At 49.7% G+C, this 21,757-nt stretch carries 19 protein-coding genes, 1 pseudogene and 1 other annotated feature; of the genes and pseudogenes, 10 read left to right on the top strand and 10 right to left on the bottom strand.

All coding sequences use genetic code 11. The features are described from left to right. Window position 1: 1 nt before the first annotated feature. From sapF to osmB, 9 genes and pseudogenes are all read left to right on the top strand, one after another. Window positions 2-808 (top strand): antimicrobial peptide ABC transporter ATP-binding protein SapF, encoded by an 807-nt coding sequence (gene sapF, locus SF1295; RefSeq protein NP_707199.1) that lies wholly within the window; start codon window positions 2-4, stop codon window positions 806-808. Between the two features lie 67 nt (window positions 809-875). Next, the gene (gene ycjD, locus SF1294; RefSeq protein NP_707198.1) at window positions 876-1,229 is read left to right on the top strand and encodes a hypothetical protein; all 354 of its coding nucleotides are present in this window, start codon (window positions 876-878) and stop codon (window positions 1,227-1,229) included. A gap of 367 nt (window positions 1,230-1,596) precedes the next feature. Continuing rightward, a complete protein-coding gene (gene fabI / locus SF1293; RefSeq protein ID NP_707197.1) occupies window positions 1,597-2,385 on the top strand; it encodes an enoyl-ACP reductase in 789 nt (262 codons plus the stop codon). A 143-nt stretch (window positions 2,386-2,528) separates the two neighbouring features. Next, window positions 2,529-3,656 (top strand): oxidoreductase, encoded by a 1,128-nt coding sequence (yciW, locus tag SF1292; RefSeq protein ID NP_707196.2) that lies wholly within the window; start codon window positions 2,529-2,531, stop codon window positions 3,654-3,656. Window positions 3,657-3,723: 67 nt separating this feature from the next. After that, window positions 3,724-5,658, top strand: a complete 1,935-nt coding sequence (gene rnb / locus SF1291) for an exoribonuclease II (RefSeq protein ID NP_707195.1) — start codon at window positions 3,724-3,726, stop codon at window positions 5,656-5,658. A gap of 234 nt (window positions 5,659-5,892) precedes the next feature. Beyond that, window positions 5,893-7,867 (top strand) — a sequence feature (Similar to Escherichia coli K12 conserved hypothetical protein gi: 1787541 (662 aa). BLAST with identity of 98% in 658 aa. This CDS contains deletion. The sequence has been checked and is believed to be correct.). Continuing rightward, window positions 5,893-7,867 (top strand): annotated as a pseudogene (gene yciR / locus SF1290). Its footprint overlaps the feature before it by 1,975 nt. Window positions 7,868-8,005: 138 nt before the next feature. Further along, window positions 8,006-8,188 (top strand): hypothetical protein, encoded by a 183-nt coding sequence (locus SF1289; RefSeq protein NP_707194.1) that lies wholly within the window; start codon window positions 8,006-8,008, stop codon window positions 8,186-8,188. An 89-nt stretch (window positions 8,189-8,277) separates the two neighbouring features. After that, a complete protein-coding gene (locus tag SF1288) occupies window positions 8,278-9,027 on the top strand; it encodes a DeoR family transcriptional regulator (RefSeq protein NP_707193.1) in 750 nt (249 codons plus the stop codon). A gap of 268 nt (window positions 9,028-9,295) precedes the next feature. Further along, window positions 9,296-9,514, top strand: coding sequence for a lipoprotein (gene osmB, locus SF1287; RefSeq protein ID NP_707192.1), 219 nt, complete (start codon window positions 9,296-9,298; stop codon window positions 9,512-9,514). Between the two features lie 126 nt (window positions 9,515-9,640). On the opposite strand, the gene yciH is transcribed toward osmB, so the two are convergent. The 5 genes from yciH to pgpB form a co-directional block, all read right to left on the bottom strand. Further along, entirely contained in the window at window positions 9,641-9,970 is a 330-nt protein-coding gene (gene yciH / locus SF1286) for a translation initiation factor Sui1 (RefSeq protein ID NP_707191.1), read from the bottom strand. Further along, window positions 9,967-10,704 (bottom strand): orotidine 5'-phosphate decarboxylase, encoded by a 738-nt coding sequence (gene pyrF / locus SF1285; RefSeq protein ID NP_707190.1) that lies wholly within the window; start codon window positions 10,702-10,704, stop codon window positions 9,967-9,969. Before pyrF ends, yciH begins: the two co-directional genes overlap by 4 nt. Window positions 10,705-10,896: 192 nt before the next feature. After that, window positions 10,897-12,066 carry a hypothetical protein gene (gene yciM / locus SF1284; protein NP_707189.1) on the bottom strand — a complete coding sequence of 390 codons (1,170 nt, stop codon included), beginning with the start codon at window positions 12,064-12,066 and terminating at the stop codon, window positions 10,897-10,899. A 6-nt stretch (window positions 12,067-12,072) separates the two neighbouring features. Next, window positions 12,073-12,381 (bottom strand): hypothetical protein, encoded by a 309-nt coding sequence (yciS, locus tag SF1283; protein NP_707188.1) that lies wholly within the window; start codon window positions 12,379-12,381, stop codon window positions 12,073-12,075. Between the two features lie 148 nt (window positions 12,382-12,529). Further along, complete coding sequence (gene pgpB, locus SF1282; protein NP_707187.1) at window positions 12,530-13,294, bottom strand: phosphatidylglycerophosphatase B; 765 nt, start codon at window positions 13,292-13,294, stop codon at window positions 12,530-12,532. A gap of 169 nt (window positions 13,295-13,463) precedes the next feature. Between pgpB and ribA the strand changes: the two genes are divergently transcribed. Next, a complete protein-coding gene (ribA, locus tag SF1281; RefSeq protein ID NP_707186.2) occupies window positions 13,464-14,054 on the top strand; it encodes a GTP cyclohydrolase II in 591 nt (196 codons plus the stop codon). A gap of 63 nt (window positions 14,055-14,117) precedes the next feature. Here the strand turns inward: ribA and acnA are convergent, their stop codons facing one another. From acnA to topA, 5 genes are all read right to left on the bottom strand, one after another. After that, on the bottom strand, window positions 14,118-16,793 hold the full coding sequence (gene acnA / locus SF1280) for an aconitate hydratase 1 (protein ID NP_707185.1): 2,676 nt from the start codon (window positions 16,791-16,793) through the stop codon (window positions 14,118-14,120). Between the two features lie 372 nt (window positions 16,794-17,165). Beyond that, window positions 17,166-17,354, bottom strand: coding sequence for a hypothetical protein (gene yciX, locus SF1279; RefSeq protein ID NP_707184.1), 189 nt, complete (start codon window positions 17,352-17,354; stop codon window positions 17,166-17,168). Beyond that, a complete protein-coding gene (locus tag SF1278) occupies window positions 17,336-17,500 on the bottom strand; it encodes a hypothetical protein (RefSeq protein ID NP_707183.1) in 165 nt (54 codons plus the stop codon). Before SF1278 ends, yciX begins: the two co-directional genes overlap by 19 nt. Before the next feature lie 294 nt (window positions 17,501-17,794). Further along, the gene (cysB, locus tag SF1277; RefSeq protein ID NP_707182.1) at window positions 17,795-18,769 is read right to left on the bottom strand and encodes a transcriptional regulator CysB; all 975 of its coding nucleotides are present in this window, start codon (window positions 18,767-18,769) and stop codon (window positions 17,795-17,797) included. A 209-nt stretch (window positions 18,770-18,978) separates the two neighbouring features. Beyond that, complete coding sequence (gene topA, locus SF1276; protein ID NP_707181.2) at window positions 18,979-21,576, bottom strand: DNA topoisomerase I subunit omega; 2,598 nt, start codon at window positions 21,574-21,576, stop codon at window positions 18,979-18,981. Window positions 21,577-21,757 lie beyond the last annotated feature (181 nt).

Here is a 21,757-nt window from a genome sequence, read left to right as displayed (position 1 = left end):
GATGATCGAAACGCTGCTTGAAGTGCGTAATTTAAGTAAAACGTTCCGCTACCGGACCGGTTGGTTTCGTCGTCAGACCGTAGAAGCGGTAAAACCCTTGAGCTTTACGCTACGTGAAGGCCAGACACTGGCGATTATTGGCGAGAATGGTTCGGGTAAATCCACACTGGCAAAAATGCTGGCGGGAATGATAGAACCTACCAGCGGCGAGTTATTGATTGACGATCATCCGCTGCATTTTGGCGATTATTCCTTCCGTAGTCAGCGTATTCGCATGATTTTTCAGGATCCTTCGACCTCGTTGAATCCCCGTCAACGTATCTCACAAATTCTGGATTTTCCACTGCGCCTGAACACCGACCTGGAACCGGAACAGCGTCGCAAACAGATTATTGAAACGATGCGTATGGTTGGGCTGCTACCGGATCACGTCAGTTACTATCCGCATATGTTGGCACCCGGACAAAAACAGCGTCTGGGTCTGGCGCGCGCGCTGATATTGCGCCCAAAAGTCATTATTGCCGATGAAGCCCTCGCTTCACTGGATATGTCAATGCGTTCGCAGTTGATTAATCTGATGCTGGAGTTACAGGAAAAACAGGGCATTTCGTATATTTATGTTACCCAGCATATCGGAATGATGAAGCACATTAGCGACCAGGTGCTGGTGATGCATCAGGGCGAGGTTGTCGAGCGAGGCAGCACCGCGGATGTGCTGGCATCGCCGCTGCATGAACTCACCAAACGGCTGATTGCCGGGCACTTTGGCGAAGCATTGACAGCGGATGCGTGGCGTAAAGATCGCTAATTTTCTGAATCCTCCTTCCAGATTATTCACCTCATTCTGACAAGAGATTAAATCTTGTCAGAATGAGGTGATGGATAAAATAAAATCAAATGCGCGTGATTTAAGACGCAATCTCACTTTGCAGGAACGAAAGCTCTGGCGATATCTTCGCAGCCGACGTTTTGGTGATTTCAAATTTCGCCGTCAACATCCGGTGGGGAGCTACATTCTCGATTTTGCTTGCTGCTCGGCGCGCGTAGTCGTTGAGCTGGATGGTGGGCAGCATGATTTGGCAGTTGCCTATGATACCAGGCGCACTAGCTGGCTTGAGTCGCAGGGCTGGACCGTGCTGCGTTTCTGGAATAACGAGATTGATTGTAATGAGGAGGCGGTGCTGGAGATTATTCTGCAGGAACTGAACCGCCGGTCACCCTCACCCTGAAAGGGCGAGGGGGCCGACCGAGCCGAATAGCTGTTGTGGTGAAAACATGGAGACAGTGCTGGAGAATATTCGGCAAGGTCTGAACCATCCCAGCCATCGCCATAAAAGGGTTAGGGGCTGTATGAGCCTGTTTGTTGCTGGGGTAACAATATTTGCACAATATGGTCCCCTCGCCCCTCTGGGGAGAGGGTTAGGGTAAGGGGAAAAGCGCCCCCCCTGCCGCAGCCTGCTCCGGTCGGACCTGGTAACTATAGCTACTCACAGCCAGGTTGATTATAATAACCGTTTATCTGTTCGTACTGTTTACTAAAACGACGAATCGCCTGATTTTCAGGCACAACAAGCATCAACAATAAGGATTAAAGCTATGGGTTTTCTTTCCGGTAAGCGCATTCTGGTAACCGGTGTTGCCAGCAAACTGTCCATCGCCTACGGTATCGCTCAGGCGATGCACCGCGAAGGAGCTGAACTGGCATTCACCTACCAGAACGACAAACTGAAAGGCCGCGTAGAAGAATTTGCCGCTCAATTGGGTTCTGACATCGTTCTGCAGTGCGATGTTGCAGAAGATGCCAGCATCGACACCATGTTCGCTGAACTGGGGAAAGTTTGGCCGAAATTTGACGGTTTCGTACACTCTATTGGTTTTGCACCTGGCGATCAGCTGGATGGTGACTATGTTAACGCCGTTACCCGTGAAGGCTTCAAAATTGCCCACGACATCAGCTCCTACAGCTTCGTTGCAATGGCAAAAGCTTGCCGCTCCATGCTGAATCCGGGTTCTGCCCTGCTGACCCTTTCCTACCTTGGCGCTGAGCGCGCTATCCCGAACTACAACGTTATGGGTCTGGCAAAAGCGTCTCTGGAAGCGAACGTGCGCTATATGGCGAACGCGATGGGTCCGGAAGGTGTGCGTGTTAACGCCATCTCTGCTGGTCCGATCCGTACTCTGGCGGCCTCCGGTATCAAAGACTTCCGCAAAATGCTGGCTCATTGCGAAGCCGTTACCCCGATTCGCCGTACAGTTACTATTGAAGATGTGGGTAACTCTGCGGCATTCCTGTGCTCCGATCTCTCTGCCGGTATCTCCGGTGAAGTAGTCCACGTTGACGGCGGTTTCAGCATCGCTGCAATGAACGAACTCGAACTGAAATAATCGTTCTGTTGGTAAAGATGGGCGGCGTTCTGCCGCCCGTTATCTCTGTTATACCTTTCTGATATTTGTTATCGCCGATCCGTCTTTCTCCCCTTCCCGCCTTGCGTCAGGATAACGATTTCCTTTACGACCAAGGAGCGCCCATGGAACAACGCCACATCACCGGCAAAAGCCACTGGTATCATGAAACGCAATCCAGTACTACGGAGTATGACGTTCTGCCTCTGGTCCCGGAAGCCGCAAAGGTCAGCGATCCCTTTCTGCTCGACGTGATCCTTGATGAAGAGACGCTGGCCCCCTTCCTTTCATGGCTGGTCCCTGCGCGCGTTCTTGCAGTGGAGTTGTTCCCTGACCAGCTTACCGTGACCCGTTCACAAACCTTCACCGCTTATGAACGCTTGTCGACGGCCCTGACGGTTGCTCAGGTTTGCGGCGTCCAGCGGTTATGTAACTACTATTCGGCGCGACTTACGCCGCTCCCCGGACCTGATTCCTCCAGGGAAAGTAATCATCGGTTGGCACAAATCACGCAATATGCCCGCCAACTGGCTAGCTCGCCTTCTATTATCGACAACCGATCGCGCCAGCATCTGAATGACGTCGGTCTTACTGTCTGGGACTGTGTGATCATTAACCAAATCATTGGTTTTATTGGCTTTCAGGCGCGGACAATTGCGACATTTCAGGCTTATCTCGGGCATCCGGTACGCTGGTTACCCGGGCTGGCGATACAAAACTACGCCGACGCGTCACTGTTTGCTGATGAATCAATACGCTGGCGAAGCAGCTATGAGGTGGAAAAACTACCTGAAGAGCACACAAAAAGTTCAACTGCAGAACTTTGCCAACTGGCCGAAACACTCTCTCTCCACCCTATTTCACTTTCCCTTCTCGAAAAGTTGTTAAACAGCACACGGGTCAATGCACAGCCGGATAATCAGCTTGCGGCGTTGTTATGCGCGCGTATAAATGGCAGTCCTGCTTGTTTTTCCACCTGTATGGATTCATCAAATGAATATAAAAAAATCAGCACCCTTCTGCGCAAGGGCGAAAATGAAATTAACCGATGGGCTGACCGTCATTCTGTTGAGCGCGCTACCGTTCAGGCGATACAATGGCTGACCCGAGCACCCGATCGCTTTAGCGCCGCCCAGTTCAGCCCTTTACTCGAACACGAAAAATCATCAACGCAGATTATTAATCTGCTGGTATGGAGCGGGCTGTGTGGCTGGATAAATCGCTTAAAAATCGCGTTGGGTGAGACATATTAACCTTGCCGCGTCAGACAGATTCGCGTAAAACTGTCAGCCGCTCTAATGGCCACCAAAATAGACAATTATGTTTCAGGACAACCCGCTGCTAGCGCAGCTTAAACAGCAACTGCATTCCCAGACGCCACGCGCTGAAGGGGTGGTAAAAGCCACAGAAAAAGGCTTTGGCTTCCTGGAAGTCGACGCACAAAAAAGTTATTTCATTCCGCCGCCGCAGATGAAAAAAGTCATGCATGGCGACCGAATTATCGCGGTGATCCACAGTGAAAAAGAACGTGAATCCGCAGAGCCAGAAGAACTGGTTGAACCGTTCCTGACTCGTTTCGTGGGTAAAGTTCAGGGCAAAAATGACCGTCTGACCATCGTTCCTGATCATCCACTTTTAAAAGACGCCATTCCTTGCCGCGCAGCCCGTGGCCTGAACCACGAGTTTAAAGAAGGCGACTGGGCGGTTGCCGAAATGCGCCGTCATCCGCTGAAAGGCGATCGTTCTTTCTATGCTGAACTGACACAATACATCACTTTTGGTGACGACCACTTTGTACCGTGGTGGGTTACCCTTGCGCGCCATAATCTGGAAAAAGAAGCACCAGACGGCGTCGCTACCGAAATGCTCGATGAAGGTCTGGTTCGTGAAGATCTGACCTCGCTGGATTTTGTCACCATCGACAGTGCCAGCACTGAAGATATGGATGACGCCCTTTTCGCTAAGGCGCTGCCGGATGACAAACTTCAGCTGATTGTGGCGATTGCCGATCCAACCGCGTGGATTGCTGAAGGCAGCAAGCTGGACAAAGCCGCGAAAATTCGCGCATTCACCAACTATCTGCCTGGCTTCAACATCCCTATGCTGCCTCGCGAGCTTTCTGACGATCTCTGCTCACTGCGCGCCAATGAAGTCCGCCCGGTACTGGCATGCCGCATGACGCTCTCCGCTGATGGCACCATTGAAGATAATATCGAATTCTTTGCCGCCACCATCGAATCCAAAGCGAAGCTGGTGTATGACCAGGTTTCTGACTGGCTGGAAAATACCGGTGACTGGAAGCCTGAAAGTGAAGCAATTGCCGAACAAGTCCGTTTGCTAGCGCAAATTTGCCAACGCCGCGGCGAGTGGCGTCATAACCACGCACTGGTGTTTAAAGATCGCCCGGATTACCGCTTTATTCTCGGTGAAAAAGGTGAAGTGCTGGATATCGTCGCCGAGCCTCGTCGCATTGCCAACCGTATCGTCGAAGAAGCGATGATTGCCGCTAACATTTGTGCGGCCCGCGTACTGCGCGATAAGCTCGGTTTTGGCATCTATAACGTGCATATGGGCTTTGATCCGGCGAATGCCGACGCGCTGGCAGCGTTGCTGAAAACGCACGGTCTGCATGTCGATGCCGAAGAAGTGCTCACGCTGGACGGTTTCTGCAAACTGCGTCGTGAACTGGATGCGCAACCAACTGGTTTCCTCGACAGCCGCATTCGTCGCTTCCAGTCATTTGCTGAAATTAGCTCTGAACCCGGTCCTCACTTTGGCCTCGGTCTGGAAGCATACGCCACCTGGACTTCGCCGATCCGTAAATATGGCGACATGATCAACCACCGTCTGCTGAAAGCGGTTATCAAAGGCGAAACTGCGACGCGTCCGCAGGATGAAATCACTGTCCAAATGGCCGAACGTCGCCGTCTCAACCGGATGGCAGAACGTGATGTTGGCGACTGGTTATACGCACGCTTCCTGAAAGATAAAGCCGGGACCGGCACCCGTTTCGCGGCGGAAATTGTCGATATCAGCCGTGGCGGCATGCGTGTGCGTTTGGTTGATAACGGCGCTATCGCCTTTATTCCGGCACCTTTCTTACACGCTGTGCGCGATGAACTGGTTTGCAGCCAGGAAAACGGCACTGTACAAATTAAAGGTGAAACGGTTTACAAAGTAACTGACGTTATTGACGTCACCATTGCCGAAGTCCGCATGGAAACCCGCAGCATTATTGCGCGCCCGGTCGCGTAATCTCCTTTCACGGCCCATTCCTCATGGATGGGCCGTTTATTTCCCCGCTCTACCTTCGTTATATCCAGGCAGATTTTTTAACTGACTTTCGTTTGAAAACTGGCGTTTTTCCAAAACTGGATTACAAATAAATATATAAAAAAACAATGCGTTTAGCCGCCGTTAATTTCATGTAAGTCATGTTGTTCCTTTTATTTAACCGCGGACTCCGCTGTTAACCGGAGGATATGCATCATGAAAACCGTTAGGGAGTCCACAACGTTGTACAACTTTCTCGGATCGCACAATCCATACTGGCGGTTGACGGAAAGCAGCGATGCTTTGCGCTTTTCTACCACCAAAACCACAGAACCTGATCGTACATTGCAGTTATCTGCCGAACAGGCTGCTCGCATCAGGGAAATGACGGTCATCACCTCCAGCCTGATGATGAGTCTGACCGTCGATGAAAGCGATCTTTCTGTGCATCTGGTAGGACGAAAAATCAATAAACGGGAATGGGCTGGCAACGCGTCTGCATGGCATGACACACCGGCGGTTGCTCGTGATTTATCACACGGGCTTTCCTTTGCTGAGCAGGTAGTTTCTGAAGCACATTCCGCAATAGTGATTCTCGACAGCCGGGGGAATATCCAACGCTTCAATCGGTTATGTGAAGATTACACAGGGTTGAAAGAACACGACGTCATTGGGTAAAGCGTGTTTAAACTGTTTATGAGCCGTCGTGAAGCTGCGGCATCCAGGCGCAATAACCGTGTATTTTTTCGAAGCGGCAATGCATATGAAGTCGAACTGTGGATACCAACACGTAAAGGCCAGCGGCTGTTTCTGTTTCGCAATAAATTTGTCCACAGCGGCAGTGGCAAAAACGAGATTTTTTTAATCTGTTCCGGTACCGACATTACCGAAGAGCGCCGCACTCAGGAGCGACTGCGTATTCTGGCAAATACCGACAGTATCACCGGACTGCCGAATCGTAACGCAATGCAGGAGTTAATCGATCACGCTATTAATCAGGCAGATAACAATAAAGTTGGGGTTGTGTATCTTGATTTGGATAATTTTAAAAAGGTCAACGACGCCTATGGGCATTTGTTTGGTGACCAGTTATTACGCGACGTGTCATTGGCTATTTTAAGCTGTCTCGAACATGACCAGGTGTTGGCGCGTCCAGGTGGCGATGAGTTTCTGGTACTGGCATCCAATACCTCACAAAGCGCGCTGGAAGCAATGGCATCACGAATTTTGACCCGCTTACGCCTCCCCTTTCGTATTGGTTTAATTGAAGTTTATACCAGCTGTTCAGTAGGTATTTCGCTCTCTCCCGAACATGGTTCGGACAGCGCGACTATTATTCGTCACGCCGACACAGCAATGTACACAGCGAAGGAAGGCGGACGAGGACAATTTTGCGTTTTTACTCCAGAAATGAATCAGCGGGTATTTGAATATCTCTGGCTGGATACCAACTTGCGTAAAGCACTGGAAAACGATCAGTTGGTTATCGAAAATCACCTAGCGTGGCGAAGTGCGCAGTCTGGAAGCACTAGTACGTTGGCAGTCACCTGAACGTGGGTTGATTCCACCGTTGGACTTCATTTCCTACGCCGAAGAGTCAGGGCTAATTGTGCCTTTAGGCCGTTGGGTGATTCTCGATGTCGTACGCCAGGTGGCAAAGTGGCGGGATAAAGGCATAAACCTGCGAGTGGCGGTAAATATTTCTGCACGTCAGCTCGCCGATCAAACCATTTTCACCGCCCTGAAACAGGTTCTCCAGGAACTCAATTTTGAATACTGCCCTATAGATGTTGAACTGACAGAGAGTTGTCTGATTGAGAATGATGAACTGGCACTGTCTGTTATTCAACAATTTAGCCAACTAGGTGCGCAAGTGCATCTGGATGATTTTGGTACCGGCTACTCTTCACTTTCGCAACTGGCGCGCTTTCCGATCGATGCCATCAAACTTGACCAGGTTTTTGTTCGAGATATTCACAAACAACCTGTCTCGCAGTCACTGGTCCGGGCGATCGTCGCTGTGGCCCAGGCATTGAATCTTCAGGTGATCGCCGAAGGTGTAGAGAGTGCAAAGGAAGATGCTTTTTTAACCAAGAACGGGATCAATGAGCGGCAAGGATTTTTGTTTGCCAAACCGATGCCCGCCGTCGCCTTCGAACGCTGGTATAAACGCTATCTGAAGCGCGCATAAGTAGATGAATATATATACTTAGCGCTATATCCCGTCATTATATATCGTATTCCTGGATGATAATTAGCCGTTGCTGTTAAACACTTCTCTTTTAGCGGCAATTTTTGCATTATTCATTTTCCCCCTTTTGCTATAAGGATGTCCTTGATGTCTGAATTTGATGCCCAGCGCGTTGCCGAACGTATTGATATTGTGTTAGATATCCTTGTGGCAGGCGATTACCACTCTGCGATCCATAATCTCGAGATACTTAAAGCAGAACTCTTGCGCCAGGTTGCTGAATCTACGCCAGACATCCCGAAGACACCGTGGGAGATTTAACAATCGTGCCTTCAGGTTTTCCTATTTGAGGATGCCCGGCGCGTCAGTATTTTTTTATTTAGTATTATAACGTTATAAGAATTACAGCGATGAATTCCCGACAACAAACTATTCTACAGATGGTCATTGACCAGGGTCAGGTTAGCGTAACCGATCTGGCAAAAGCCACTGGAGTTTCTGAAGTTACCATTCGCCAGGATCTCAACACCCTCGAAAAACTGAGTTACCTCCGCCGTGCACATGGCTTTGCAGTTTCGCTTGATAGTGATGACGTCGAAACCCGTATGATGAGCAACTATACGCTGAAGCGTGAACTCGCCGAGTTTGCCGCGTCACTGGTTCAACCGGGCGAAACCATCTTTATCGAAAATGGCAGCAGCAATGCCCTGCTCGCCCGGACTCTGGGGGAGCAGAAGAAAAATGTCACTATCATCACGGTCAGCAGCTACATCGCGCATTTGCTGAAAGACGCGCCTTGTGAAGTCATTTTGCTCGGTGGCGTGTACCAGAAAAAAAGCGAAAGTATGGTTGGCCCTTTGACACGCCAGTGCATCCAGCAGGTACATTTCAGCAAAGCATTTATTGGTATTGATGGCTGGCAACCTGAAACTGGATTCACCGGTCGCGATATGATGCGCACCGATGTGGTCAATGCCGTGCTGGAAAAAGAGTCCCCAGCGATAGTCCTGACTGACAGCTCGAAATTTGGTGCTGTACATTCATACTCCATCGGTCCCGTTGAGCGATTCAATCGCGTGATTACCGATTCGAAAATACGCGCCAGCGATCTGATGCATCTTGAGCACAGTAAACTCACCGTTCACGTCGTTGACATTTAACCATTTCCCTTCTCTACGGATGATTTGCAGTTTGGCAAATCATCCGCTCTAAGATGATTCCTGGTTGATAATTAAGACTATTTACCTGTTATTAACACTCTCAAGATATAAAATTATTATCAGCGATATAACAGGAAGTAATTATCACCTGCGTGATATAACCCTGCGCGCGAGCAGATTTCACGGAATAATTTCACCAGGCTTATTCTTAGCTATTATAGTTATAGAGAGCTTACTTCCGTGAATCATAAATTCAGGAGAGAGTATTATGTTTGTAACGAGCAAAAAAATGACCGCGGCTGTTCTGGCAATTACTTTGGCAATGTCTCTGAGTGCCTGTTCTAACTGGTCTAAACGGGACCGCAACACCGCAATCGGCGCGGGTGCAGGGGCATTAGGCGGTGCAGTACTGACCGATGGCAGTACGTTGGGTACATTAGGTGGTGCAGCTGTCGGTGGTGTTATTGGTCACCAGGTCGGTAAATAATCGTAAATAAATGTCGATTATCGACTCGCAATTATAATACGCTTGATTCTGTTCAGTACGAAATAACTGAATAATACACACAGTAAAATATTTCGAAAGCCACGGATATATCCGTGGCTTTTTATGTTAACCGCCTGCGAGTGTTACCTTCATCCCTTTCGCTTCAAGTAGTGATTTTAATAAATCACGCTTATCGCCCTGGATTTCAATAACTCCATCTTTAACTGCTCCGCCGCAGCCGCATTTTTTCTTCAGTTCCGCTGCAAGTTTTGTCAGTTCGGCATCATCGAGATCGATACCGGTAATCAGGCAAACGCCCTTACCTTTACGTCCACTGGTCTGACGCTGAATACGCACCGCTCCATCGCCTTTAGGGCGTACTGGGGCCGCTTTGGGCTCATCAATACGCCCGGTTTCCGTTGAGTAGACCAGACGGCTGTTGGAATCACTCATCATGCACTCCGCTGTAAAGAGGCGTTGATCGCTTTCAGTGTCTGCGCTGGATCTACCGATTGCGTTACCGGGCGACCAATCACCATATAATCAACACCAGCCGCCAACGCCTGTTCTGGCGTCATAATGCGGCGCTGGTCACCAGCTTCACTCCCCTGCGGACGAATGCCCGGTGTAACCAGTTTGAACTCCTGACCGAATACCTGTTTAAAGCGCACAGCTTCCTGAGCAGAACACACCACACCATCAAGGTCACATTTTTGCGTCAGTGCTGCCAGACGTTCTGCATAATCTGCAGGTGACAGTGTCACGCCAAGATCGGCCAGGTCGCTGGCTTCCATGCTGGTCAACACTGTCACAGCAATCAAAAGCGGTGCATCTTTGCCAAACGGAACCAGTGCCTCACGCGCTGCGGTCATCATACGCGCCCCACCGGAGGCATGAACATTCACCATCCACACGCCTAAGTCAGCTGCAGCAGCGACAGCGTGCGCTGCAGTGTTGGGGATATCGTGGAATTTCAGGTCAAGAAAGATATCAAAACCACGCTGTTGAAGTTCGCGCACAAACTGTGGCCCAAACAATGTAAACATCTCTTTACCGACCTTCAGACGACAATCGCGTGGGTCGATCTTGTCGACAAAGGACAGCGCGTCATCACAATTATGATAATCAAGGGCAACAACCACAGGAGAATTCGTAACGGCGCGGGAAGAAGATGAAGCAGTTAACGTCATGACCAGACCTTCTTGATGATGGGCACCGGGAGTGGCGCGAAACAGGTAAACGGCGAGCATTCTACCCGTGAAAATAAAAAATTAACAGTTGCGATTTTTCCCCTAGCAGGCTTTTTCTGCTCCGTCGTTGCCGGAGCACAATGGGACATCAATAACTAGTATGTTGTAACTAAAGTCGGATTTTTTTAAAAATTACAGGCCATCAAGACCGCGAATCGGTTTAATAGTTGACCAGGCACGACAAGACGGACAATGCCAGTAGAGGGTGTATGCGGTAAAACCACATTTATGGCAGCTATAACGAGGCTTACTACGCACCTTCTCGCCAACCATGTCACGCAGCACCATCAGACTCTCTTTGGCGCGCCCTTCTTCCGCTTCATTTAAGTGGTAATCCATTAGCTTATGGAATACACGCATGGTCGGATGACGCTGAAGCTGGCGTGTAATATAGACCTGTGCAGCCTCACTACCGTCGCGCGCTTCGATGATATCAGCAAGCATCAATTCAGCATCGGCACCGGTGTTCTCTTCCACCGCGCGTTGCAGGAATTCTGCCCATTCGGCAGTTTTACCCAACTGCTGATAGCAGGTTTGCAACATTTCCAGCGTTTCGCTGACCAGTTCTCTGTCCTGGGATATGACGCGTTGCAAACTTTCGACGGCTTTGGCGTATTCTCCTTTCGCCATAAACACGCGTCCCATCATGATGGATACGCGGGCGCTGTTTTTATCTGCCGCCGCCCCTTTTTTTAGCAAGGTCATGGCACGATCGAGATCGTCGCTGGCCATATGCTGCAGGGCTAACTCACAGTAGAAATGGGCAATTTCGACGCGCTGTTTATCTTTACCCAGCTTCACCAGGCGTTCGGCAACATCAATTGCTTTCTGCCACTCACTGGTAGCCTGGTAGATTTGTAGCAACTGTTGCAGCGCGCCAATGCGGAAGTCAGTTTCATCGGTCAGCTGATTGAACATGTCTTCCGCGCGGTCGTATAACCCGGCGGCCATGTAATCACGCCCCAGTTGTTGAATCGCCAACAGACGCTGTTCATAGGTCAGCGAGGCGCTTTCCATTAGGGTCTGATGGATGCGAATAGCGCGATCAACTTCGCCACGCGAACGGAACAGGTTTCCGAGCGTAAGGTGGGCTTCAACGGTGCCTGTATCCTCTTTAAGCATATCGAGAAACAGGTCTACCGCTTTATCCTGTTGATTACTAAGCAGGAAGTTAACCCCCGCTACGTAATCACGCGACAAGCGGTTGGCTTCATCTTGCTTGTTTTGTTGCGCACTTCTGCGGCCCATATACCAGCCATAGGCAGCGGCTACAGGCAAAAGCAGAAACAACAACTCCAGCATAGAAAGTTATTCCTTCGCCGCTGACGAGTGCGGCACTACAGCCACGTCAGTCGCGGGTGAAAGCTGGTTTTCCAGTCGCTTTATTTTACGTTCAGCGCGCGCCAGGGAAACACGAACTCGCAGCCAGAACAGGCCACAAATCAACCAACCGATAGCAAACCCCGCAGCAAACAATACCGCCAGCAATGTGGAAATACGGTACTCCCCTTGCGCTAACAGATAATTAAACGTCACCTGTTGATCGTTCTGCGCACCCAACGTGACCGAAATCACGAAGATCGCTAACACCAGTAAGAAAATGAGTAAATATTTCACATTACTTCCCGTTATGTGGTTAGAGCGAATAAATTATGGTCAACTTACCGCAATAGCCCTTTAAAGTACCATTTTCGCGCCGTCTGCGAAATGGCATCCACGCGCATTGTTGATGATTTAAGGCCTAAATTCGGAAAATCAACCAGCGTTAACTTTCTTGTTCTCGTTGTGCAATTTCGCGATTTTCTTCCGCAGGTGGTGTTAATGGCCCACAAATTCGTTGCGCAAGCCACGTTGCCACCGCCACCAGCGCCCACGAAATCAACGTAGCTACCACCAGATCGCGTGGCCAATGCATCCCGAGCAGCAGGCGGCTTCCCATGACTCCCGTTGCCCAGACCAACAAGATAGCAATGGTTAACGTTCGCCGACGCGGCCACAGCAAACCAACGGCCAGCAGTGCCCAACTGGCAGCAAACATCGTGTGACCGGAAGGAAAGGCAAACCCCGTCTCTTTCTGCCAGTGTGAACGCAAATATTGTGGAATATTTTTCTCTTCAGCCAACTGTTCTTTTACTAGATTTCCGCGTTCTGCTCGCTTTAAAGTGTAGAACTCATCAACCGGAATATGATGTGTTTTTTCCAACCAGATAACAAAAGGTCGTGGTTCCTGTACTTTGTCTTTGATCCAGGATTTAACGCCTTGTCCAACAAGGATTGCCGCCGCCAGAATGGCAAATAATACAAAGGCAGCCTTAATGCGAAAACGCAGACACCAGAGAAACCAGCCGAACAAAATCAAATGTGTAATGACGCCCCAGGGCTGGGTGACAGTTTCAGTAACCCAAAAAGCCGCTTTTAGTAGCCAACTTTGTTCTCCAGGTTGCCAACGCCAGCCAGAAATCCATACGGCTACTGGCATGACAAGCAATAGTGCAGCTCCCACTGCGGTACGTCGGGCAATCGAACGCATGGCCTCTCCTTTTTGATAAGTCCCACAATCATAACTGAAAATGCCAGTTCCAAGAAAAATTGACAGATTTGTGCCATTCCGTGAACGATCGACGCGTCGTGATTAGGTGAACCCCTTCTCGTTATGGCAAAATAAGCCAATACAGAACCAGCATTATCTGGAGAATTTCATGCAGCTTAAACGTGTGGCAGAAGCCAAACTGCCAACCCCATGGGGCGATTTCCTGATGGTGGGATTTGAAGAACTGGCAACCGGACACGATCATGTTGCGCTAGTCTATGGCGATATTTCCGGGCATACCCCGGTACTTGCGCGCGTCCATTCCGAATGTCTGACCGGTGACGCCCTGTTCAGCTTGCGCTGCGATTGTGGCTTCCAGCTCGAAGCGGCATTGACGCAAATTGCCGAGGAAGGCCGTGGTATTTTGCTGTATCACCGTCAGGAAGGTCGTAACATTGGTCTGCTGAATAAAATCCGCGCTTACGCACTGCAGGATCAAGGTTACGATACCGTAGAGGCTAACCACCAGTTAGGCTTCGCCGCTGATGAGCGCGACTTCACTCTTTGCGCTGATATGTTCAAACTCCTTGGCGTCAATGAAGTCCGCTTGTTAACCAATAACCCGAAAAAAGTCGAAATTCTGACCGAAGCAGGGATTAATATTGTTGAACGCGTACCATTGATTGTAGGTCGTAACCCCAATAACGAACATTATCTCGATACCAAAGCCGAGAAAATGGGCCATTTGCTGAACAAATAACCCTCTTGCATCGTGTAATTCATTTGCTTGCCGGAAGCAAAATAACCGGCAAGCAAATACTTGTTACTTCAACATATTACGAATGACATAATGCAAAATGCCGTCGTTCTGGTAGTAGGTCAACTCCGTCGCGGTGTCGATACGACAACGGCAGGGTACGACTTCCTGGCTACCATCCGCGCGCGTAAGCGTCACCGGAACCGTCGCGCCAGGTTGTAGATTTTGCAGATCGCCAATATCAATCTTCTCTTCCCCGGTTAGCCCTAACGTTTTACGCGTCACGCCTTGCGGAAATTCCAGCGGCAGGATGCCCATGCCAATTAAATTCGAACGGTGAATTCGTTCAAACGATTCGGCAATCACCACACGAATTCCAAGCAGACGAGGTCCTTTTGCCGCCCAGTCACGGCTTGAGCCTGATCCATACTCTTTCCCGGCAATCACCGCCAGCGGCGTTTGCTCCTGCTTATAGCGCATCGCAGCATCATAAATAGAGACTACGTCGCTGTCAGGTAAATGCCGCGTCATCCCCCCTTCAACGCCAGGCACCATTTCATTACGGATGCGAATATTGGCGAAGGTGCCGCGCATCATCACTTCATGGTTACCACGCCGCGAACCGTAGGAGTTAAAGTCTTTTCGCTCAACACCCCGACCTTGTAGATATCGACCCGCTGGGCTGTCGGGCTTAATACTGCCCGCCGGAGAGATATGGTCAGTGGTGACTGAATCCCCCAGCATTGCGAGGATCCGCGCACCGTGAATATCTTCCACTGGTGCTGGTGTTGCCTGCATTTCATCAAAGAAAGGCGATAAGCGAATATAGGTTGAGTCCTCCTGCCAACCGTAGGTATCGGATCGTGTGACGTTAATTTCCTTCCACTCTGCTGTGCCTTCAAAAACTTCTGCGTACTCTTTGCGGAACATTTCTGTGGAGACTTGTTCTACCGCACGGGCAATTTCTTGTGCCGATGGCCAGATATCTTTCAGATAAACCGGCTCGCCTTTGCGATCATGGCCGATAGGCTCAGAAGCCAGGTTGATATTCATATTTCCCGCCAGCGCATAGGCAACCACCAGCGGTGGCGAGGCCAGCCAGTTAGTTTTAACCAGCGGATGGATACGGCCTTCAAAGTTACGGTTGCCGGACAGCACCGCACCGACGGTTAAATCGCCTTTTTTGATTGCCGTTTCGATAGGATCGGGCAGCGGCCCAGAGTTACCAATACAGGTGGTACAACCGTATCCCACAAGGTTAAACCCCAGTTCGTCGAGATACGGTGTCAGTTTCGCTTTTGCCAGATAATCAGAAACGACTTTCGAACCCGGTGCCAACGACGCTTTGACCCACGGTTGCCGCTTGAGGCCAAGAGTTACGGCTTTTTTCGCCAGCAAGCCTGCGGCCATCAGCACACTTGGGTTAGAGGTGTTGGTGCACGAGGTTATCGCAGCAATGACCACAGCGCCATCAGGTAACTGATACTGATGTCCGTTCATAACATAATCGACTGGCAGGCGATCTTTATGCGTGGCATTCACTTTCAGTTCGTTACTGGCGGCAAATGCTTTTGGTACATCGGGCAGTGCAACGCGATCCTGTGGGCGTTTTGGCCCTGCCAGGCTCGCTTCAACGTCATTCATATCCAGTTCTAACATACTGGTAAAAATCGGTTCATCGCCCGGGTTACGCCACATGCCCTGCGCTTTGGCATATTTTTCGACCAACTCGACCTGATCTTCGCTGCGCCCGCTTAAACGCATGTAATCGAGGGTTACTGCATCGATTGGGAAGAAGCCACAGGTGGCACCATATTCTGGCGACATATTGGCAATGGTGGCGCGATCCGCCAACGGTAGTGAATCCAGACCATCACCATAAAATTCGACGAATTTCCCCACCACGCCATGTTTGCGCAGCATTTGGGTAACAGTGAGAACCAGGTCTGTGGCGGTAATACCTTCACGTAATTTTCCGGTAAGTTTAAAGCCCACTACGTCCGGGATAAGCATGGAAACCGGCTGGCCTAACATGGCGGCTTCTGCTTCGATCCCACCCACGCCCCACCCCAGCACGCCAAGGCCGTTGATCATAGTGGTGTGCGAGTCAGTACCAACGAGTGTATCCGGATAAGCAATCCATTCACCGTCCTGCAATTCGCTCCACACTGCTTTGCCGAGATATTCGAGGTTAACCTGATGGCAAATGCCTGTGCCTGGCGGCACGACGCTAAACCGACTGAACGCTTGCTTTCCCCATTTCAGGAACACATAACGTTCGTGGTTGCGCTCCATTTCCAGGCGTACGTTTTCTTCAAATGCCTCATCATCACCAAAACGATCGACGGTCACCGAGTGGTCAATGACCAGGTCGACCGGTGAGAGCGGGTTAACCTTTGCAGTATCGCCACCGAGGCGTTTAACCGCTTCGCGCATTGCCGCCAGATCAACAACGGCAGGTACGCCGGTAAAGTCCTGCATCAGCACCCTTGCCGGGCGGTAGGCAATTTCACGGTCAGCATGGGCATTTTTCAGCCATCCCGCCAGTGCGTGGATATCCTCTTCGGTAACTGAGTTACCATCCTGCCAGCGCAGCAGGTTTTCGAGCAAAACTTTGAGTGACTTGGGTAGACGGGTGATATCGCCCAGTGATTTAGCAGCAAGCGGCAGGCTGTAGTAGTGGTAAGTTTTATCTTTGGCCTGCAACGTGTCCTTACTGGCTTCTCGTAGGGTTGACGACATAGCTCCTCCTTAATGACAGGGTTGCGAAGCCCTGATTCTCTTCAGGGTGAATATTAAAGATAACACAAACATCGCGTAACGATTTGATAACAACCCAAATTGATAAAAGAGGAGAAACCTTGTGGCAAAGCAAATGACAACCCCGCCGCAGCGGGGTCAAGGATCAGTGAGTAATGATCCAGAGGAGTTCGGCCCAGAAGAGCATCGACAGAGAAAACGCGCCCATCCAGGACCAATATTTCATATTTGTGTTGATCATAGGCTACACCCTTAACGGTTATTATTTTGTGTTGAGATAACTCAAGCTGTTATTGCTGCGGTGTATTAAAAGCCCTTTAATTCATTAAAAATGGGTAATAAGAATGATGATAATTATTGTTTCGGCTGATCATCTTCAGCAAACAGTTCTATAAAGGCTTGCTGCTGCGATGTTAGTTGCCAGTCGTCTGGAATAACGACGGAACATTCCCGTTTCGTTTCTGGTTCATTGTCACTATGCTGGCATAATGGTGACGACTCCAGTTGCTCCTGACCGACCATAGTTATCCCCACACTTTCCAAATCAGCAGTGCGACAACCACCCAGAAAAGTGCAGAACCAAGAAAAACCGCCAGCCAGGCTTTACGTTTTAATTCAGGATCACGGCGGGGTTCCTGATTTCCAGAAGGCATTGCTAACCTCATATAATCGCCATCACTTATCAGCAAGACGTTGAATGATTGGTGTAATTAATCATACGATGAGACAAATCCTAAAGAAACTTTAGTCAAAAATCCAGCGAATTTACGAATCGTCTCCAGTGAATAATTCAATCTTTTGACCTGAAATAGATATTTGAAAACTGGAATTTGCGAGGCGGGTAATTAGACACTACTTTACAGGTAATTTACCCTATAAATATGAGGGATAAAAATATTGTGCACGGTATAGAAATAAGTAACAAAAGAGAATATATTCCGGCACCTTCGCTACATAAAAGGTGCCGAAAATAACGCAAGAAATTATTTTTCCGGCAGTTTTATATCTTTAAACATGACCTCAATTTCTTCATTGGAGCGCAATGCGACAGCCGCATCAACGACATCACGCGTTAAATGCGGTGCAAAACGCTGAATGAAATCATACATATAACTGCGCAAAAAAGTACTACGGCGAAAACCAATTTTGGTTGTACTGTGGCTGAAGATATCGTGAGCATCAACGCGCACAAGGTCGGGATCGGCGACCGGATCCACCGCCATGCTGGCAATGACCCCTACCCCCAGCCCTAACCGGACGTAAGTTTTAATGACGTCAGCATCCGTTGCCGTGAAAACGATACGCGGCGTTAACCCTGCGCGGTTAAAGGCAGTATCCAGTTCTGAACGTCCGGTAAAGCCGAAGGTATATGTCACCAACGGATATTGCGCCAGTTCTTCAATGGTAATGGCTTTTTTGCCTGCCAGCGGGTGATCCGGAGTGACTACAATAGCCCGATTCCAGTGGTAGCACGGTAACATCACTAAATCTTCATACAGATGCAGCGCTTCTGTGGCGATAGCGAAATCGGCATTGCCTTTAGAGACGGCATCAGCAATTTGTGTCGGCGGGCCCTGGTGCATATGCAAAGAAACGCGGGGATAACGCTCAATAAAGCCTTTGATAACGTTTGGTAACGCGTAGCGTGCCTGGGTATGCGTGGTGGCGATATACAGCGAGCCTTTATCCGGCCAGGTGTGCTCACCGGCAACCGATTTTATGGCATCGACTTTCGACAGGACTTCGCGAGCGATACGAATTATTTCTTGTCCTGCTGGCGTTACCTGCGTCAGGTGCTTGCCGCTTCGGGAAAAAATTTGAATGCCTAGCTCGTCTTCCAGCATTCTGACTTGTTTACTGATCCCGGGTTGTGATGTGTAAAGTCCTTCCGCTGTTGATGAGACATTCAGGTTATGATTGACCACCTCAACAATATAGCGAAGTTGTTGTAATTTCATGTTAAACCATCCACTTAGACGCCATCAGAACATCGTTTTTTCGTCACACCTGGCGGGTGACTAATACGATTTAATAATAAAAAAGGTGCTAACTATAACCACTATATCATTTATAGCCTTAGTGTATAGGTGTGAAGAAAAAATAATATGCAATAAAAAAGGGCCGCTTTCGCGACCCTTTGTTTATAAAAACCTGACAGAATTAAAGGTTATTTTTTTCCTTCAACCCATTTGCCATCAACATAAAATGCTGACCAGCCAGTCGCCCTTCCGTCTTTTTCCGAAGAGACATATTGCTGTTTGGTTTTACGGCTAAAGCGAACCATGGTCTTATTACCTTCCGGATCCTGCTGTGGCGCATCGGCCAGATAACGCAGTTTTTCCGGCAGACGGTCGCGGAAGCGATAAAGCTCTTCCACCAGTGGCGCACGCGTTTCACGCGATTTCGGGAAAGTGTTGGCAGCCAGGAACACACCGGCAGCACCGTCACGCAGCACGAAATAAGCATCTGATTTTTCGCACGGCAGCTCAGGTAATGGCACCGGATCTTCTTTCGGTGGTGCCACTTCACCGTTACGTAAAATCTTACGTGTGTTTTTACACTCTTCGTTGGTGCAGGCCATGTATTTACCGAAACGCCCCATTTTCAGGTGCATTTCAGAGCCACATTTTTCACACTCAACGATCGGGCCGTCATAACCTTTAATGCGGAATTCGCCCTCTTCGATCTCGTAACCGTCGCAGGTTGGGTTATTACCACAGACATGCAACTTACGTTTCGGATCGATGAGATAGCTGTCCATCGCCGTGCCGCATTTCGGGCAACGACGTTTTGCGCGCAGCGCGTTGGTTTCAGCATCTTCGCCTTCCAGCACGTTCAGCACTTCGTTTTCCGGCACCAGGTTAATGGTGGTTTTGCAACGCTCTTTCGGCGGCAGCGCATAGCCAGAACAGCCAAGGAATACCCCGGTACTCGCTGTGCGAATCCCCATTTTGCGACCACAAGTCGGGCAGTCAATGCTGGTCAGAACCATCTGGTTCGGGCGCATACCACCCTCTTCCGGATCTTTTTCAGCTTTATCTAACTGCTGGGTGAAATCCGAGAAGAAGTGATCCAGTACAGCTTTCCACTCTGCTTCGTGATTTGCCACCTGGTCGAGGCTGTTTTCCATCTGCGCGGTAAAGTCGTAGTTCATTAACTCGCGGAAATTTTCTTCAAGGCGATCGGTGACGATTTCGCCCATTTTTTCCGCATAGAAACGACGATTTTCTACTCGCACATAGCCACGATCCTGAATGGTCGAAATGATCGACGCATAGGTAGACGGACGACCGATACCACGTTTTTCCAGTTCTTTAACCAGCGATGCTTCACTGAAACGGGCTGGCGGCTTGGTAAAGTGATGAACTGGTGTTAGTTCAACGAGCGTCAGAGCATGGTCTTTATGGACTGCCGGTAAGATACGATCTTCATCGCCTTTACGCAGTGCAGGCATCACTTTTGTCCAGCCATCAAAGCGCAAAATACGACCGCGTGCTTTCAGGCGGAAATCGCCCGCACCAACGGTCAGCGTCGTGGAGTCATATTTCGCTGGGGTCATCTGGCAGGCAACGAACTGACGCCAGATTAACTGGTACAGTTTCTGCGCATCTGCTTCCATATCCTTCAGCGATTCCGCCATCACATTGACGTCAGAAGGACGAATCGCTTCGTGCGCTTCCTGTGAGTTTTCTTTGCTGGCGTACTGATTCGGACTTTCCGGCAGATATTTCTTACCAAAATTATCGCTGATATAACCGCGAACCATATTTACCGCGTCCTGACTCAGGTTAGTGGAGTCGGTACGCATGTAAGTGATATAGCCTGCTTCATACAAACGCTGCGCCATCATCATGGTTTTTTTCACGCCAAAACCAAGACGGGTGCTGGCAGCTTGTTGCAGCGTAGAGGTAATAAAAGGAGCGCCAGGTTTACTGGTTGTCGGTTTGTCTTCACGTTCCAGCACGCTGTAGCGCGCTTTTTCCAGCAGACTTACCGCAGCCTGAGTTTGTTCTTTGTTGACCGGACGGAACGGTTTGTCATTCTGATGAGTCACCTGCAACGCCAACGCTTCACCAGATGGCGTAGTCGTGCTGGCATCGACTTCCCAGAACTCTTCCGGTACGAACGCTTTAATTTCACGCTCACGCTCTACCACCAGGCGGACCGCCACCGACTGCACACGACCGGCAGACAGACCACGAGCGATCTTTTTCCACAGCAGCGGCGAAACCATATACCCCACCACGCGGTCCATAAAGCGACGCGCCTGCTGGGCATTAACACGATCAATATTCAGCTCACCCGGTTTGTTAAATGCCTGGCGGATCGCGTTTTTAGTAATTTCGTTAAACACCACTCGGCTATAGCGCGCATCATCACCACCAATCACTTCCCGCAGGTGCCATGCAATGGCTTCCCCTTCGCGGTCAAGGTCGGTTGCGAGATAGATGTGGTCGGCTTTTTCAGCCAGTTGTTTCAGTTCAGAGACGACCTTCTCTTTACCAGGCAACACTTCATAGTGCGCCTCCCAATTGTGCCACGGGTCAACCCCCATACGGTTGACGAGAGCGCCACGTTCATCCTTTTTAGGCTTTTTAGCCGTCTTGGTGGAGGTAGAGTCGGCACTCTTTTTGGCAGCTGAGCCACTGGTCGGCAAATCGCGGATGTGACCGACGCTGGATTTCACCACGTAGTCACAACCCAGATACTTGTTGATCGTTTTGGCTTTTGCCGGGGACTCAACGATGACAAGAGCTTTACCCATATTCACCTTACCTAATTTGATTCTTCCAGGAATGCGTCGCACGTTGATAAACCTTCCACTGGCAACGAGTTACCGATATGGACTCGCTCTCTGCGGATATCAACCCCTTGTCGTGACTCTGTTCACGAAAATTCAGGTGACTGAGTTAACAGGTCTTGGCCTACAGGCGCTATAGCACGAC

Origin of the sequence: Shigella flexneri 2a str. 301, from assembly GCF_000006925.2 — a bacterium.
Classification (GTDB): Bacteria; Pseudomonadota; Gammaproteobacteria; order Enterobacterales; family Enterobacteriaceae; genus ECMA0423.
The sequence above is the reverse complement of the archived record's forward strand: the minus strand, read 5'-3'. Positions and strand labels throughout refer to the sequence as shown.

What these genes read in the sequence shown, in the direction of transcription:
- sapF (NP_707199.1), top strand. Translation starts at nt 2, where the DNA reads ATGATCGAAACGCTGCTTGAAGTGCGTAATTTAAGTAAAACGTTCCGC.
- fabI (NP_707197.1), top strand. Translation starts at nt 1,597, where the DNA reads ATGGGTTTTCTTTCCGGTAAGCGCATTCTGGTAACCGGTGTTGCCAGC.
- yciW (NP_707196.2), top strand. Translation starts at nt 2,529, where the DNA reads ATGGAACAACGCCACATCACCGGCAAAAGCCACTGGTATCATGAAACG.
- rnb (NP_707195.1), top strand. Translation starts at nt 3,724, where the DNA reads ATGTTTCAGGACAACCCGCTGCTAGCGCAGCTTAAACAGCAACTGCAT.
- SF1289 (NP_707194.1), top strand. Translation starts at nt 8,006, where the DNA reads ATGTCCTTGATGTCTGAATTTGATGCCCAGCGCGTTGCCGAACGTATT.
- SF1288 (NP_707193.1), top strand. Translation starts at nt 8,278, where the DNA reads ATGAATTCCCGACAACAAACTATTCTACAGATGGTCATTGACCAGGGT.
- osmB (NP_707192.1), top strand. Translation starts at nt 9,296, where the DNA reads ATGTTTGTAACGAGCAAAAAAATGACCGCGGCTGTTCTGGCAATTACT.
- yciH (NP_707191.1), bottom strand. Translation starts at nt 9,970, where the DNA reads ATGATGAGTGATTCCAACAGCCGTCTGGTCTACTCAACGGAAACCGGG.
- pyrF (NP_707190.1), bottom strand. Translation starts at nt 10,704, where the DNA reads ATGACGTTAACTGCTTCATCTTCTTCCCGCGCCGTTACGAATTCTCCT.
- yciM (NP_707189.1), bottom strand. Translation starts at nt 12,066, where the DNA reads ATGCTGGAGTTGTTGTTTCTGCTTTTGCCTGTAGCCGCTGCCTATGGC.
- pgpB (NP_707187.1), bottom strand. Translation starts at nt 13,294, where the DNA reads ATGCGTTCGATTGCCCGACGTACCGCAGTGGGAGCTGCACTATTGCTT.
- ribA (NP_707186.2), top strand. Translation starts at nt 13,464, where the DNA reads ATGCAGCTTAAACGTGTGGCAGAAGCCAAACTGCCAACCCCATGGGGC.
- acnA (NP_707185.1), bottom strand. Translation starts at nt 16,793, where the DNA reads ATGTCGTCAACCCTACGAGAAGCCAGTAAGGACACGTTGCAGGCCAAA.
- cysB (NP_707182.1), bottom strand. Translation starts at nt 18,769, where the DNA reads ATGAAATTACAACAACTTCGCTATATTGTTGAGGTGGTCAATCATAAC.
- topA (NP_707181.2), bottom strand. Translation starts at nt 21,576, where the DNA reads ATGGGTAAAGCTCTTGTCATCGTTGAGTCCCCGGCAAAAGCCAAAACG.